13 protein-coding genes and 1 pseudogene are annotated in these 14,507 nt (G+C 68.1%); 7 read left to right on the top strand and 7 right to left on the bottom strand.

Going from position 1 to position 14,507, the window contains the following annotated elements; all coding sequences use genetic code 11:
- Positions 1–117: 117 nt before the first annotated feature.
- The gene (gene rutR, locus AC07NI_RS24100; protein WP_494623856.1) at positions 118–864 is read right to left on the bottom strand and encodes an HTH-type transcriptional regulator RutR; all 747 of its coding nucleotides are present in this window, start codon (positions 862–864) and stop codon (positions 118–120) included.
- 109 nt (positions 865–973) lie between these two features.
- Here rutR and rutB point away from each other — a divergent pair, with 109 nt between their 5' ends.
- The 4 genes from rutB to rutA are packed head-to-tail and all read left to right on the top strand — an operon-like array spanning position 974 to position 3,954.
- Positions 974–1,693, top strand: a complete 720-nt coding sequence (gene rutB, locus AC07NI_RS24095; RefSeq protein WP_494623854.1) for a pyrimidine utilization protein B — start codon at positions 974–976, stop codon at positions 1,691–1,693.
- A gap of 11 nt (positions 1,694–1,704) precedes the next feature.
- Complete coding sequence (gene rutC / locus AC07NI_RS24090; RefSeq protein ID WP_494623852.1) at positions 1,705–2,094, top strand: pyrimidine utilization protein C; 390 nt, start codon at positions 1,705–1,707, stop codon at positions 2,092–2,094.
- Complete coding sequence (gene rutD / locus AC07NI_RS24085) at positions 2,091–2,891, top strand: pyrimidine utilization protein D (protein WP_494623850.1); 801 nt, start codon at positions 2,091–2,093, stop codon at positions 2,889–2,891. The genes rutC and rutD overlap by 4 nt, the downstream gene beginning before the upstream one ends.
- Positions 2,892–2,895: 4 nt before the next feature.
- Positions 2,896–3,954, top strand: a complete 1,059-nt coding sequence (rutA, locus tag AC07NI_RS24080; RefSeq protein ID WP_494623848.1) for a pyrimidine utilization protein A — start codon at positions 2,896–2,898, stop codon at positions 3,952–3,954.
- A 123-nt stretch (positions 3,955–4,077) separates the two neighbouring features.
- Here the strand turns inward: rutA and bamJ are convergent, their stop codons facing one another.
- From bamJ to AC07NI_RS24055, 5 genes are all read right to left on the bottom strand, one after another.
- On the bottom strand, positions 4,078–4,584 hold the full coding sequence (bamJ, locus tag AC07NI_RS24075; RefSeq protein WP_494623846.1) for a BamJ family beta-barrel-assembly machinery protein: 507 nt from the start codon (positions 4,582–4,584) through the stop codon (positions 4,078–4,080).
- 74 nt (positions 4,585–4,658) lie between these two features.
- Positions 4,659–5,357 carry a CPBP family intramembrane glutamic endopeptidase gene (locus tag AC07NI_RS24070; RefSeq protein WP_494623845.1) on the bottom strand — a complete coding sequence of 233 codons (699 nt, stop codon included), beginning with the start codon at positions 5,355–5,357 and terminating at the stop codon, positions 4,659–4,661.
- Positions 5,358–5,455: 98 nt separating this feature from the next.
- Positions 5,456–6,106, bottom strand: coding sequence for a response regulator (locus AC07NI_RS24065; protein WP_494623843.1), 651 nt, complete (start codon positions 6,104–6,106; stop codon positions 5,456–5,458).
- On the bottom strand, positions 6,103–8,262 hold the full coding sequence (locus AC07NI_RS24060) for a sensor histidine kinase (RefSeq protein ID WP_494623841.1): 2,160 nt from the start codon (positions 8,260–8,262) through the stop codon (positions 6,103–6,105). Before AC07NI_RS24060 ends, AC07NI_RS24065 begins: the two co-directional genes overlap by 4 nt.
- Positions 8,263–8,375: 113 nt before the next feature.
- A complete protein-coding gene (locus AC07NI_RS24055; RefSeq protein ID WP_494623839.1) occupies positions 8,376–9,689 on the bottom strand; it encodes an amidohydrolase in 1,314 nt (437 codons plus the stop codon).
- 118 nt (positions 9,690–9,807) lie between these two features.
- Here AC07NI_RS24055 and AC07NI_RS24050 point away from each other — a divergent pair.
- A pseudogene (locus AC07NI_RS24050) lies at positions 9,808–9,890 on the top strand (hypothetical protein); the annotation flags it as partial.
- Between the two features lie 9 nt (positions 9,891–9,899).
- Here the strand turns inward: AC07NI_RS24050 and AC07NI_RS24045 are convergent.
- Positions 9,900–12,011, bottom strand: coding sequence for an alpha-glucuronidase family glycosyl hydrolase (locus tag AC07NI_RS24045; protein ID WP_494623837.1), 2,112 nt, complete (start codon positions 12,009–12,011; stop codon positions 9,900–9,902).
- Between the two features lie 236 nt (positions 12,012–12,247).
- On the opposite strand from AC07NI_RS24045, the gene manD reads away from it, so the two are divergent.
- Positions 12,248–13,459 (top strand): D-mannonate dehydratase ManD, encoded by a 1,212-nt coding sequence (manD, locus tag AC07NI_RS24040; RefSeq protein WP_494623835.1) that lies wholly within the window; start codon positions 12,248–12,250, stop codon positions 13,457–13,459.
- 154 nt (positions 13,460–13,613) lie between these two features.
- Positions 13,614–14,363 carry a FadR/GntR family transcriptional regulator gene (locus tag AC07NI_RS24035; protein WP_494623833.1) on the top strand — a complete coding sequence of 250 codons (750 nt, stop codon included), beginning with the start codon at positions 13,614–13,616 and terminating at the stop codon, positions 14,361–14,363.
- The last annotated feature ends 144 nt before the right edge of the window (positions 14,364–14,507 follow it).

The following is a 14,507-nucleotide window of genomic DNA, read 5'->3' as shown; positions in this document are numbered from 1 at the left end:
GGGCCGCGCATCGGGGTCGGCGGAGGGGGTGCGAAAGAGGGACGGGAGCCGGACCATGGATTCACCCTGGAGGCGAACACCGTTCCCCGACAGGTGACGCGGCGCCGCAGCGCTTGGCTAACGAATCCTTACCCCATCAAGGATCAGGGCGGTCAGGGCGGCGCGGGTCTCGTCCATGAACCCCTTGTCGGACAAGGTCTTGCCGCCGGTCAGGGCCCGCACCTGGACGGCGAAATCGGCATAGTGCTGGGTCAGGGCCCAGACCGCGAAGATCAGGTGCGACGGATCGACCCGGTATAGCTTCTCGGCGTCGATCCAGCCCTGGATCACCGCGACCTTGGCGTCGAACACCGCCTTCAGCGGACCGGCCAGGACCGGCTTGAGCAAGGGCGCGCCGCGCAGCATCTCCAGGGCGAACAGCCGCGAGACCTCCGGGTGATCGCGGCTGAGGACGAGCTTGGCGTCGATCAGGGCCGCGATGGCCTGCGCGGGGTCGTCGTCCTCGGTGAAGCGGGAGAGCGGCGCCAGCCACAGCGACAGGCCCTGCTCCAGCACCGCTACGTACAGGGCCTCTTTCGTCGGGTGGTAGTAGAGGAGGTTGGCCTTGGAGATCCCGGCCGCCTGGGCGATGGCCTCGACGCTGGCCCCGTCCAGGCCCAGACGGGCGAAGACGCCGAGGGCGGCTTTCAGGATCGCGGCCTTGCGGGCCTCGCCGGCCTTGGCGCGACGGCCCTTTGGAAAGTTATCCACAGCCCCCGTATCGCCCAGGCTTTGAGCGGCCTTGACCAGCTTGCGGGCGCCGGCGGCCGGTTTGGTCGCGGCCTTGCGCGGCGGCTTGACGGTCTTGGCGGCGGGGTCGGTCATGCGATCTCGAACTTGGACCATTTGGTCAAACATGGACCGAACGGTTCGGATTGCAACGTTCTCCCGGATGGTATTCCATGCCGTCTGGAAATCACAAGGAGCCGCGTCGATGAGCTCTCAAATCACGCCGTTGTCGCCGGACGCCATCATGCTGCCGGCGCGGCCCGAACCGATCCCGGTGGACCCGAAGACCACCGCGGTGATCGTCATCGACATGCAGAACGCCTACGCCTCGCCGGGCGGCTATCTGGACCTGGCCGGCTTCGACATCTCGGGCGCGGCCAAGGTTATCCAGGAGATCAAGGGCGTGCTGGCCGTGGCCCGCTCGGCCGGCATGCAGGTGGTCTATTTCCAGAATGGCTGGGACGACCAGTACGTCGAGGCCGGCGGCCCGGGCTCGCCCAACTGGTGGAAGTCCAACGCCCTGAAGACCATGCGCGCCAAGCCCGAGCTGCAAGGCAAGCTGCTGGCGCGCGGCCAGTGGGACTACGAACTGGTCGACGACCTCAAGCCCGAGCCGGGCGACATCCAGCTGCACAAGACGCGCTATAGCGGCTTCTTCAACAGCCAGCTGGACAGCGTGCTGCGGGCGCGCGGCATCCGGCACCTGGTGTTCGTCGGCATCGCCACCAACGTCTGCGTGGAGTCGACCCTGCGCGACGGCTTCATGCTGGAATATTTCGGCACCGTGCTGGAGGACGCCACCCACCAGGCGGGGCCGGAATTCCTCCAGAAGGCGGCGCTATTCAACATCGAGACCTTCTTCGGCTGGGTCTCGACGACGGCCGATTTCAAGGGGGCGTTCGGGCAGCTGGCGCCGACCACCTAGGGAGATTTGAAATGCCCAAGACCGTCATCACCCCGCCCGGCACGGGCGTCCCGATCGCCCCGTTCTCGCCCGGCACCCTGGCCGACGGGATCGTCTATGTCTCGGGCACCCTGGCCTTCGACAAGGACAACAACGTCGCCTTCCCCGACGACGCCGAGGCCCAGACCCGGCAGGTGCTGGAGACCATCAAGTCGGTCATCGAGACCGCCGGCGGGACCATGGAGGACGTGACCATGAACCACATCTTCCTGACCGACTGGTCGCACTACGCGCCGATGAACAAGGTCTATGCCGAGTACTTCCCCGGCGACAAACCGGCCCGCTACTGCATCCAGTGCGGCCTGGTGAAGCCCGGCTTCGTGGTCGAGATCGCCTCGGTCGCCCACATCGGCAAGCGATGACCAGCGGCGTCGTCGACGGCCTGTTCTACGAACTCCACGGTGGCTCCGTCGCCGGCCGCGAGGTCGTGCTGATGTCGTCGGGCCTGGGCGGGTCCGGCGCGTTCTGGGGGCCGCAGATGCAGGCACTGCTCGAGCGCTGGCCGGTCGTGCTCTACGACCACCGCGGCACGGGCCGCAGCGTCCGCGAGCTGCCCGCCGACTACACCGTCGCCCACATGGCCGAAGACATGGTCAAGGTCATGGACGCGCTGGGCCTGGCCAAGGCCCACGTGGTCGGCCACGCGGCCGGCGGCAATGCCGGCCTCCAACTGGCCCTCGACCACCCCGATCGCCTGGGCAAGCTGGTCGTCGTCAACGGTTGGAGCCGGCCCGATCCGCACATCCGCCGCTGCTTCGACACCCGTATCCACCTGCTGAACGACACGGGCCCGCAGGCCTATGTCCACGCCCAGCCGATCTTCCTCTATCCGGCCGACTGGATCTCGCGGAACCACGCCCGCCTCCAGGCCGAGGAAGCCCACCACGTGGCCGGCTTCCCGCCGCGCGAGGTGATGCTGGCGCGGATCAACGCCCTCCTGGCCTTCGACATCGACGCGCGGCTGGAGGAGATCACCCACCGGGTGCTGGTCAGCGCCAGCGCCGACGACATGCTGGTGCCGCCGCTCTGCTCACAGCGCATGGCCGCGCATCTTCCGAACGCGGACTTCCAGCAGGTCGCCTGGGGCGGCCACGGCTTCACCGTCACCGATCCCGAGACCTTCAACGAAGGTCTCATCAAATTTCTAGCGGGGGAATAATCCAATGCAGGTCGGCGTCTTCATCCCCATCGGCAACAACGGCTGGCTGATCTCGGAGAATTCTCCGCAGTACATGCCCAGCTTCGAGCTCAATAAAGAGATCACCCAGAAGGCCGAGAAGTACGGCTTCGACTTCGCGCTCTCGATGATCAAGCTGCGCGGGTTCGGGGGGAAGACGGAGTTCTGGGAGCACAATCTCGAGAGCTTCACCCTGATGTCGGGCCTGGCGGCCGTGACGTCGAAGATCAAGATCTTCGCCACCGTCGCCACCCTGACCATCCCGCCGGCCATCGTCGCGCGCATGGCCTCGACCATCGACTCGATCGCCCCGGGGCGGTTCGGCATCAACCTGGTGACCGGCTGGCAGAAGGCCGAGTACAGCCAGATGGGCCTGTGGCCGGGCGAGGCGCACTACACCGACCGCTACAACTACCTGGCCGAATACACGACCGTGCTGAAGGAGCTGCTGGAGACCGGCGTCTCGGACTTCAAGGGCAAGTACTTCACCATGGACGACTGCCGGGTCAGTCCGCACCCGAAGGAGACCAAGCTGATCTGCGCCGGCTCGTCCGACGAGGGCCTGGCCTTCACGGCGCAATATGCCGACTACAGCTTCGCCCTCGGCAAGGGGACCAACACCCCGACGGCCTTCGCGAGCGTCAACAAGCGGCTGGAGGCGGCGGCGGAAAAGACCGGCCGCGACGTGCAGTCGTTCCTGCTGTTCATGATCATCGCCGACGAGACCGACGAGAAGGCGATGGCCAAGTGGCAGTCCTACCGCGACGGCGCGGACCAAGAGGCCCTGGCGTGGCTGACCACCCAGGCGGCGCCGAACGCCAAGGCTGGCGCGACCACGAACACCACCCAGCTGGCCGCGCCGGAGTCGGCGGTGAACCTGAACATGGGCACCCTGGTGGGGAGCTATGAGAGCATCGCCCGGATGATGGACGAGATCGCCGCGGTGCCGGGCACGGCGGGGGTGCTGCTGACGTTCGACGACTTCGTGAAGGGGGTCGAGGACTTCGGGGAGAAGATCCAGCCGCTGATGAAGTCGCGGAACTAGATCCTCCCCCGCGATGCGGGGGAGGTGGCCCAGAGGGCCGGAGGGGGCCAGCTCGGCCTAGGCCGCATTAGCCCCCTCAGTCACTTCGTGACAGCTCCCCCGCATCGCGGGGGAGCATCTTCTTTAATCGACCGCCAGCATCCCGATCAGCTGCAGCCGGAACACCAGCACGCTATCCGGCGGAATCTCCCCCATATCCCGCGGGCCGTAGCCCAGCTCCGACGGGATATACAGCGTCCACTCATCCCCGACCTTCATCAGCGGCAGGGCCTGCAGCCAGCCCTGGATCAGGCCATCGGCCGGCATGATCGCCGGCTTGCCGCGCGCGAAGCTGCTATCGAACACCGTGCCGTCCAGCAGCTTGCCTTCGTAGTGGACCTTGACGATGTCGCCGACCTTGGGCGACGGGCCGGTCTTCGGGCCCGAGGTCACGACCTTGTATTGCAGGCCCGACGGCAGGGTCACGACGCCCGGCGCCTTGGCGTTCTTCTCCAGGAAAGCCTTGCCGGCCAGGGCATTGGCCGACGGGCCGGCGTTCAGCTGCGGCGGCGCGCTCGGCGTGACCTGGGCGTGAGCCGCACCGGCGGCGGCGAGAGCGGCCGCGAGGGCCAGAGGAGCGAGAAGGCGCATGGGGTCTCGTGACTCGAAAGAACGGTGGACATCACCGTAGCCATCCTTGAGCGGAACTTCGCGGCGAAATTTGGCTAGCCCGGAAGACCAGGCGGCCAATAGCCCAGGAACAGCAGGGTCAGGGCGAAGGTGTCCATGACGCCATGGGCCAGGATCGGCGCCCAGAAGTTGCGGCCCGAGGCATAGTAGATCCAGGCAAAGACCAGGCCGGCATAGGTGGTGACCAGCACCCCGGCCGGCCCCTGAGGCGCGTGCAGCAGGCCGAAGATCAGCGCCTGACCGACCGCCGCCCAGACCCTCCCTCGCCGGTCAGCGCCGAACACGCGGCCCAGACGGTTCATGAAGAAGCCCCTGGCCGCCAGCTCCTCGCCGAACGCGGCGCAGATCCAGGCCGCCGCGAGCCAGGCGACATAGGCAACCGGATCGTTGATGATCGCGTCGCGGACGCTGTCGACGTCCGGCGGCGACCATTTGAAGACCTTGCCGAACACGACCCCCAGCACGCTGGCCCCGACCTCGGCGACCACGAACCCCGCCGCCGCCCAGCCCACGGTGACCCGCCACCGCGCGGGCTTGCGCAGGCCAAGATCGCGATACGATAGGCCGTCTCGCCGCAGGAACAGCCCGCCGATCGCCACGGCGAACAGGGTCGCCACGGTCATGGCCGGCATGCGCACCGGCTCGGGCAAAAGCAGGAAGGCGGGCCAGGCCAGCAGGATCGCGGCGATGAACAGCGCGGCGATCACCATCACGATCTGCAACAGCGCGCTCACGCGCGGCCAGACCCCAAGCTTACCCTGCTCCACTCACCCCTCCGACGCGATACTGGTCGCGACCTTAGAGCCTCGCCCGCCTCGCGCAATGGTGGAGCCTAGACCAGCCCCCGCTTCTGCGCCTCCAGCGCCGCCTCGGCGCGGGAGCAGATGTTGAGCTTGCGGTAGATGGCCTTGACGTAGCCCGCCACGGTCAGTTCGGTGACGCCCATGACCTTGGCCGCCTCGCCCGAGCGGAGGCCTCGGCCGATCAGGCGCAGCACCTCGGTCTCGCGCGGGGTCAGGGCCGCCTCGGGCTCAATCGCCATCGGGGCAGGACGGGCGCGGAAATAGTCCAGCATCCGCCTCGCCACGGCCGGCGACAGCGGGGTCTCGCCCGCCTCCAGCCGGCGCAGGTACCGCACCAGTTCGTCGCGGCCCATGTCCTTGAGCAGGTAGCCGCCCGCCCCCGCCGCGATGGCGTCGAACAGGTGGGCGTCATCGGCGTAGATGGTCACCACCACCGACCGCGTCGCCCCGCCCGAGCGCTCGGCCAGGTCACGCAGGAAGTCGACGCCGCGTCCGTCCGGCAAGGCCAGGTCGACCAGGGCCAGGTCCGGCGCGCCCTCGCACAGGAACGAGCGGGCCTCGGCCAGGTCCGCCGCGCCGCGCGCCACCACGCCGGGGAAGGCCTCGGACAGCGCCGCCAGCAGGTGCTCGCGGGTCTCGGTCTGGTCCTCAAGGACGAGGGCGGTTGAGGGAAGGGTCATGCCGAGGCGCTCGCATCGATGGGCGCGAACAGGCGGATCACCGTGCCTCGCGTCGTCTCGGGGATCTCGACCGCCCCGCCGATCTCGCCCAGGCGGCGCTCCAGATTGGCCAGGCCGCTGCGCCGTCCGCCCGGCTCGCGCGGCAGGCCGACGCCGTCGTCGCTGAGGGTCAGCTCCAGCCGCCCGCCGTGCTCGTGCACGGTCACCGCCACGCTGGTCGCCCCGGCGTGGCGGATGGCGTTGGAGACCACCTCGCGCACGGCCGAGGTCAGGTTCTTGTAGACGCGGTAGGGCGCGGTGCGACCCGGATCGCTGAGCTCGACCGGCGGCCAGTCGAGGGCCAGGCCCGCCGCCTCCAGCCGCTCGGACGTCTCGTGGCGCAGGTCGGCCAGCACCGCCTCCAGCGGCAGGTCGTGGCCCGACAGGCCCGAGACGATCGAGCGCAGGTCGCCGATCGCCCCACGCATGGCCTCGCGGGTCTGGGACAGGTCCTGGCGGTGCAGGCCCGACAGCAGCCGCGCGCCGACATCGTCGTGCAGGTCGCGGGCGATGCGCAGGCGCTCCTCCACGACCCCACGGGCATAGGCGTCGCGGCCTTCCTCGATTTGGCTCAGGAGGCCGACCAATTGGTCGGCCAGCTGGGCTTGCGGAACGCCGAACAGGCCCCGGCCCCGGAAGGGGAAACGAAGGGTCAGGGCCGTGGTCCCAGCGGCGGCGGGCAGGCCCAGGGCCACGCCCTCATCGAGGATCTCGGCCTTGGCGGTCGTGGCCTGACCCGGCCCGATCTCCAGCGGCTCGTAGACCTTGGACAACAGCGCCTTCCACGCCTCCGCGCGGGCCTCGGCGTCGTGGATCAGGGCGACCTGGGCCACGGCGGCGAACATCTCGTGGTCCTTCATGGTCTTGCGGCCGAGGGTCCGCCGCCACAGCATGTCGCGGAACGGCAGGTAGGCGAAGGCGACGATCAGCAGCGACACGCCCAGCGCCGCCTGCGGGCTGGTCCCCAGGGCGGTGATCAGCATGCCGTCCAGGGCCAGCAGGGCCGCGCCGGCGCTGATGTAGAACAGGATGCGGAACGCCCACTGGTCCAGCTCGAACAGGCGGTGACGGCGCAGGCCCACGGCCATGCCGACATAGATGATCACGAAGAAGCCCAGCGAGAAGCGCGGGTCCAGGAATGGCCGCATCCCTAAGGCGATCGGCACGGCGACATTGCCGATGAAGGCGCCCGCTCCCACGATCACCGACAGGCCGAGCCACCGGGTGGCGGCCATGGCGGCGGGGTCCTTGCGGCTGGCGAAGGCCTGGACGGCGATGGCGACGATGATCAGGGCCATCTCGATCGAGGTGATCGCCTGGCCCATGCTCTCCGTGGACGGATTGCCCGGCAGCAGCGGCGTCAGCGCCCAGGCCAGCACCCACAGCGGCGACAGCAGCATCAGCGGCAGCTTGGTCACCCGCTTGGGATAGGCCAGGAAGAAGGCGATCATCGCCCCGCCGAACGCCACGGCCCCGATCATGTTCAGCCGCTGGGCGATCACCGTCAGGGTCTGGTCCATCACCAGCTCGACGCTGGAATTGACCGCCCAGCCGAAGGTGAAGGCCAGCATCGACAGCCCGGTGACGCCGAACAGCTGGGTGGACAGCTCGCGCGGCCGCAGGGCCCAGACCCAGCCGACGATCAAGGTGGCGATCAGGCCGAACGTCAGATTGGCCCAGAACTCGGCCCCCAGCTTCGACAGCGGCCGGATGCGGTCGTCCAGGGTGACGACGCGCTGGCTTCCGTCCGGTCCGGCCAGCCGCAGCACCAGCGGATCGGCGCTCAGGGCCTTGGCGAAGGCGCCCTCCAGACGGTCCTTCTCGCGGGCGGCGGTCTGGGTGGCGGGGGTCTCGAGCCCGCCGATCTCGGAGGCCTGCAAGGTGGGCGAGGCGCGGTCGCCGCCGACCCCGGCCAGGCGGTCGCCGACCTTGGCCCCGACGCGGTCCAGCGGACCGCCAGCGGTCAAACGCGTAATCACCACCGCCCCGTCCGGCTTGGCGTCGAAGCCCGCCCCCAGCCACGGCGGGCTCAGCGCCATCCACACGCCGATCAGCGCCGTCGCCACGCACAGCAGGACGACGCCAAGCAGCAGTGTAGTGGGTGAAGAGGCGCGCATCCGGCCTTTGGAAACGATTGCTGATCGCCCGACCTTGAGACAGGACAAGCGCGACCGCAACCATCACAGAACGCCGTTACGGGGACACCCCCAGTTCTGGGGGTTGCCCTCCCCTACTTCGCCGTGACGTTCAGCACCGCCAGGGTCATGGCCTCGACGCCGGTGCGGATGGTCGGCTCGGGCGTGGGGGCGAAGAACGGCGAGTGGTTGGACGGGATCTGGCGGCCCTCCGCCTTGGCCTTGGCGATCTCGGCCGGGTCGTAGCCGCCGATGCCGAAATAGACCGACGGCACACCGGCCAGCACGAACTCCGAATAGTCCTCGGAGGCCGAGCCGGGCTTCTCCTGAACCACGGCGTTCTTGCCGAAGGCGGCCTTGAACACCACCGCCGTGCGATCGGTCAGGGCCTGGTCGTTGACGACCATCTTGCCGCCCGGGGTGATCTTGATGTCGGCGGGCGGGGCGCCGGCCATGTCGACCACCGCCTTGATGGTGCGCTGGACGCCGTCCAGCACCTTGTCGCGCACGGCGGCGTCCTGGGTGCGGACGGTGCCGCGCACCCGGGCCTTGTCGGGGATGATGTTGCCGGCGCTGCCCGCCTGGATCGAGCCGACCGTGACGACGCCGAACGCCGAGGGGTCCTTCTCGCGACTGATCACGCTCTGGACGTCGACGGTGAAGCGCGCGGCCATAAGCACCGGATCGATCGTCGTGGCCGGCATCGAGCCGTGGCCGCCGCGACCGTTGAAGGTGATGTCCAGCCCGTCCGAGGTCGAGGTCAGCACCCCCGCCTTCCAGGCCACTTCCCCGGCCGGGCCGTTACCGACGTGCAGGGCGAAACCGTAGTCCGGCTTGCCGCCGATTTTGTCGAACAAGCCATCCGCCAGCATGGCCCGCGCGCCGCCGGTGGTCTCCTCCGAGGGCTGGGCGATGAAGACGAGGGTGCCCTTCCACTTGGCCTTCATGGCCACCAGCTGTTTGGCCGTGCCGACCCAGGCGGCCATGTGGATGTCGTGGCCGCACGAATGGGCGGTGAAGGTCTTCTCGTCGCGATAGGTGGCGGTGGCCTGGCTGGCATAGGGCAGGCCCGACTTCTCCTGCATCGGCAGGCCGTCCAGCTCGGTGCGGATCAGCACCTTGGGTCCGTCGCCGTTCTTTAACACCGCGATGAGGCCGGTCTTGCCGACGCCCTCGGTGACGGTGAAGCCGAGGCTGCGCATCTGGGCGGCCAGCTTCTTGGCGGTCTCGACCTCCTGGAAGCCCAGCTCCGGATGGGCGTGGATGTCCTTGTAGAGCGCGTCCAGCTGCGGGTAGTCGCGGTCCAGCTGGGCGTCGACGGTCTTCAGCGTGGCGGGGACATTGAGGGGCGCGGCGTGGGCGGCGGTGGCCAGGAACGCGGCGACGGCCGTGGCAGCGAGGAGTTTCATGCGGGGTCTCGAGGGTGTTGAGTCATGGGGATCGACGCATGAACCGCACCTAACCGCCACCCCTTCTTCCCTCTCCCGTACCCCCTCGTCGTCATCCCGCGCTTTATGCGCGGGACCCATGGTTCAGCTTCCACGTGAGAGCTTCATTCCGCTCCGCACTGCGGCGGACGGATGGGTCCCGCGCATAAAGCGCGGGATGACGGGTTAGCGTTACTGCCCGTTGCCCGGGGCCCAGGGGAATTGCAGGCTTTCGTAGTATTCCAGGGACTTGGCTGGCGGCTTTTCTCCGGCCGGCAGCGGCTTCTTCGAGAAGCTGCCGAACCACGCCACCGAGGCATCCCGCCACCACTGCGCCTCATCCCGCTGGATCTTCAGATAGTCGGCGACTTCCTTGTGGCGCTCGGCGTCGACGTACGGGGTCAACCCCGCCCACGTCTTCTCCATGCCGTCCACATAAGCCACGCCCCGGCCATAGTGCTTGACCATGCCGTCCCACAGGGTGTCGCCGGACTTCAGGCGGTAGTCCCAGGGCAGGTGGTGGAACCACAGCAGGTCCTTTTCGTCGACGCACTTCACGTCGGCGAAGCACTTGGCCACCTCCGGCGCGTACTGGGCCGTGGCGTTGCTCCCCGAGGGCGTGCGGTCGAAGCCGACGCCGTCAGCCCCGGCCTTGGCGTAGTAGACGCTGGTCCAGTCGGCGCGCTCGCCGCCGGAGACCCACGGCCCCGGGCCGTAGTGGTGGCTGCGGCCCATCTGGTGGTGCAGGCCCAGCGGGGTCATGTAGTCCACCGCCGCCTCGCGCGAGCCCATCATCATGTCGACCACCGGCTTCACCAGGCGCGGGTCATTGCCGAAGGTCATCTTCGTCCAGTCGGTGGCGATGTCCTTGGCCGAGGCTTCCGGATCCCAGGCCAGACGGCCAAAGACGTACCAGTTGGCCTGGTCGAAGTTCGAGCCGCTCCAGTTGCGGTCGCTGCCGATATTGGCCACGCCGGCTATGACGGTCAGCTTGTGATGGTCCAGCGAGCCGTCGACCACCTTGGCTACGGTCGAGCCCTTGCCCTCGGTCATGGTGTCCGACTTCAGGGTCTCCTCGAACAGCGGGCCGAGGTAGACCAGATGGGTCGAGAACCCGAGATATTCCTTGGTGATCTGGAACTCCATGCCGAGGTTGGACTTCGGCATGGCCCCGAACAGCGGGTGGAACGGCTCGCGCGGCTGGAAGTCGATGGCGCCGTTCTTGACCTGGATGGCGACGTTGTCGCGGAACTTGCCGTCGAAGTCCTTGAACTCGGTATAGCCCTGCTTGGCGCGGTCGTCGGGCTGTTCGTGCGAGTAGACGAAGGCGCGCCAAATCACGACGCCGCCGTGCGGTCCCACTGCGTCGGCCAGCATGTTGGCCCCGTCGACATGGGTACGGCCATAGTCCTGCGGACCCGGCTGGCCCTCGGAATTGGCCTTTACGAGAAAGCCGCCGAAGTCGGGGACGGCCTTGTAGATCTCGTCGGACTTGGCCTTCCAGAAGGCGGCGACGGCGGGGTCGGTCGGGTCGGCGGTCTTCAGGCCGCCGATCTCGATCGGGGCCGACCAGCGGGCCGACAGATAGACCTTGATGCCGTGAGGCCGGAACGTGTCAGCGAGCGCGGCCAGCTTGGCGATATAGGCCGGGGTCAGGCTGTCGGCCTTGGCGTTGACGTTGTTGACCACCGTGCCGTTGATGCCGATCGAGGCGTTGGCGCGGGCGTAGTCGACCATGCGTGGATCGACATGGCCGGGCAGCTTCCACCAGTCGAAGATCGAGCGGCCGGCATAGCCGCGCTCGACGTGGCCGTTGAGGTTGTCCCAGTGGTTCAGCATGCGCAGCTTGACCTTCGGGACCGAGGTCAGGTCCAGGGTCTCCACCGGCTGGCGGGTCTGGATCAGTTCCAGATAGCGGTAGACGCCATAGAGGACGCCGACGTCCTGGCTGGCCGAGATCACCGTGGTCTTCTTGCCGCCGACCAGCTGGGTGCGGATGCGGAAGCCCTCGTCGCCGAGGTCCTTCGACGGCGCGACGGTCAGCTGGATGACGCCGTCACGGGCGCCGGCGGCGGCGGTCGCGGGCTTGCCGACGAGGCCGGTGAGACCGCGCTCAAGCTCGGCGCGGGCGACCTTCAGCGTCGGGGTGTCCTTGACCGGCGCGATGGCCGCGGCGCGGGCGGCATAGGCCGCTTTCGCCGAGGCCTCGACGGGCCGATAGCGGAGCCAGAGGTCGTAGCCGTCCTCCGCCCGGGCGGTCGTCGCCACGAGCATGAGACCCAGCGCCAAGGCCAGAAGCCGCATCGTTCCACTCCCGTTTATTCCGTTCGTTGGAAAGAACGGCTTATTTGAAACTTGCACCGACAAAAAAGGTCGGGTCACCCTGTCATAGTGGTCAGACCACTGGGTTGACAACCCTCATGGTAGCGGTAAACCGGTAGGCAGGGAGGAAGATGGACGCCCCGCGCCTCGCATCAGGCGCGTCATCGGTCTTTCGGTCCCGCCAAACGATTGCAGAAAAAGCGTCCTCCAAGGCCACCATGCCCAAGATCATTGCCGCCAAGACCATCGTCACGTGCCCGGGTCGCAACTTCGTGACCCTGAAGATCGTGACCGACGAAGGCGTCTACGGCATCGGCGACGCGACCCTGAACGGCCGCGAGCTGGCGGTCGAGGCCTATCTGACCCAGCACGTCATCCCCTGCCTGATCGGCCGCGACGCCCACCAGATCGAGGACATCTGGCAGTACCTGTACAAGGGCGCCTACTGGCGTCGGGGCCCCGTGACCATGGCGGCTATCGCCGCGGTCGACATGGCGCTGTGGGACATCAAGGGCAAGATCGCCGGCCTGCCGGTCTACCAGCTGCTGGGCGGCGCCTGCCGCACGGGGGTCATGGTCTACGGCCACGCCAATGGCGAGACGATCGAGGAAACCCTCGACAACGCCGCCCACTATGCCGCCCAGGGCTACAAAGCCATCCGCCTGCAGACCGGCGTGCCGGGCATGCCGGGGGCCTATGGCGTCTCCAAGGACCGCTTCTTCTACGAGCCGGCCGACAGCGACCTGCCCAAGGAGACCATCTGGTCGACCGAGCGCTATCTGCGCAGCGCGCCGGACCTGTTCGCCGCCGCCCGCGAGCGCCTGGGCTGGGACCTGCACCTGCTGCACGACGTCCACCACCGCCTGACCCCGATCGAGGCCGCCCGCCTGGGCAAGGACCTGGAGCCCTACCGCCTGTTCTGGATGGAGGACGCTGTCCCCGCCGAGAACCAGTCCAGCTTCCGGATCATCCGCCAGCACACCACGACGCCGCTGGCCGTGGGCGAGATCTTCAACTCGGTCTGGGACTGCAAGCAGCTGATCGAGGAACAGCTGATCGACTACATCCGCGCCACGGTCGTGCACGCCGGCGGCATCACCCACCTGAAGAAGCTGGCCAGCTTCGCCGACCTGCACCACGTGCGGACCGGCTGCCACGGGGCCACCGACCTGTCGCCGGTCTGCATGGGCGCGGCCCTGCACTTCGACCTGTCGATCCCCAACTTCGGCATCCAGGAATATATGCGGCACACGCCGGAGACGGACGCAGTGTTCCCGCACAGCTACACCTTCAACGACGGCATGCTGCACCCGGGCGAGGCGCCCGGCCTGGGCGTCGACATCGACGAAGCGCTGGCGGCGAAATACCCCTATCAGCGCGCTTATCTGCCCGTCGCCCGCCGCCTGGACGGCTCGATGCACGACTGGTGACGCCTTGGTCAGGCCATGAGGCGGGGCAAAACCTGACCTCGTGGTCGTAGAGGGAGAAAAAGTAGGACAATTCGCGCCGGTCCCCGTGTTAGTGAATCAGGGTCCCGACAACGCCCGCATGGGCACAAGCGTCCTTTCCGAGCCTCCTCGACCCATGTCAGACAACGTCAAGCTCTACCGCAAGATCGCCGACTCCGTGGCCGACGCCATCGAGGCGGGGCAGTACAAGCTGGGCGACCGCCTGCCGACCGAGCGGGAGCTGGCCGAGCAGTTCGGGGTCAGCCGCCCCACCCTGCGCGAGGCGATGATCGCCCTGGAAATGCTGGGCATGATCGAGGCCCGCCACGGCCTGGGCATCTATGTCACCGGCAATGTCCGCCCCGTGGCCCCGTCGGCCGACATCGACTTCGAGATCGGCGCCTTCGAGCTGATCGAGGCCCGCCGCCTGTTCGAGGGCGAGGCCGCGGCCCTGGCCGCCACCTCGATCAGCGACGAGCAGATCGGCGAGCTGGAAGGCCTGCTGGAGCGCATGCATGTCGAGGAGGAGATCCGGGGCGAGGACGCCGACCGCGACTTCCACATGATCATCGCGAGGGCCACCGGCAACGGCGCGATCATCGCGACGATCGAGAACCTCTGGGACTGGCGTAATCGCTCGCCGCTGGCGCGGAACATCCTGACGCGCGCGCGGGGCATGGGCCTGGAGCCTCGGATCGTCGAGCACCGCCGGGTGGTGGATGCGTTGAAGGCCCGCGATCCGGCGTCGGCGCGGCAAGCGATGCGTGATCACCTGGAGCGGGTGATCGACCACCTGCTGCATGCGACCGAGACCGAGGCCGTGCAGAAGGCCCAGCAGGAGACGAAGGCGCGGCGGAGCGCGATCGCCAAGCGGGTGGCGATTTAACTTTATAGATCCTCCCCCGCGATGCGGGGGAGGTGGCCCAGAGGGCCGGAGGGGGCCAGCACGGCCTCGCTCCAGTTAGCCCCCTCAGTCGCTTCGCGACAGCTCCCCCGCATCGCGGGGGAGCATCTATCTGGGCGCCGCACG

The organism is Caulobacter sp. GW821-FHT10E02 (assembly GCF_059415225.1).
This window is presented reverse-complemented; position numbering and strand designations above follow the sequence as displayed.

Excerpts from the sequence above, each read along its gene's own strand:
- rutR (WP_494623856.1), bottom strand. The coding sequence starts at position 864 with ATGACCGACCCCGCCGCCAAGACCGTCAAGCCGCCGCGCAAGGCCGCG.
- rutB (WP_494623854.1), top strand. The coding sequence starts at position 974 with ATGAGCTCTCAAATCACGCCGTTGTCGCCGGACGCCATCATGCTGCCG.
- rutC (WP_494623852.1), top strand. The coding sequence starts at position 1,705 with ATGCCCAAGACCGTCATCACCCCGCCCGGCACGGGCGTCCCGATCGCC.
- rutD (WP_494623850.1), top strand. The coding sequence starts at position 2,091 with ATGACCAGCGGCGTCGTCGACGGCCTGTTCTACGAACTCCACGGTGGC.
- rutA (WP_494623848.1), top strand. The coding sequence starts at position 2,896 with ATGCAGGTCGGCGTCTTCATCCCCATCGGCAACAACGGCTGGCTGATC.
- bamJ (WP_494623846.1), bottom strand. The coding sequence starts at position 4,584 with ATGCGCCTTCTCGCTCCTCTGGCCCTCGCGGCCGCTCTCGCCGCCGCC.
- AC07NI_RS24065 (WP_494623843.1), bottom strand. The coding sequence starts at position 6,106 with ATGACCCTTCCCTCAACCGCCCTCGTCCTTGAGGACCAGACCGAGACC.
- AC07NI_RS24060 (WP_494623841.1), bottom strand. The coding sequence starts at position 8,262 with ATGCGCGCCTCTTCACCCACTACACTGCTGCTTGGCGTCGTCCTGCTG.
- AC07NI_RS24055 (WP_494623839.1), bottom strand. The coding sequence starts at position 9,689 with ATGAAACTCCTCGCTGCCACGGCCGTCGCCGCGTTCCTGGCCACCGCC.
- AC07NI_RS24045 (WP_494623837.1), bottom strand. The coding sequence starts at position 12,011 with ATGCGGCTTCTGGCCTTGGCGCTGGGTCTCATGCTCGTGGCGACGACC.
- manD (WP_494623835.1), top strand. The coding sequence starts at position 12,248 with ATGCCCAAGATCATTGCCGCCAAGACCATCGTCACGTGCCCGGGTCGC.
- AC07NI_RS24035 (WP_494623833.1), top strand. The coding sequence starts at position 13,614 with ATGTCAGACAACGTCAAGCTCTACCGCAAGATCGCCGACTCCGTGGCC.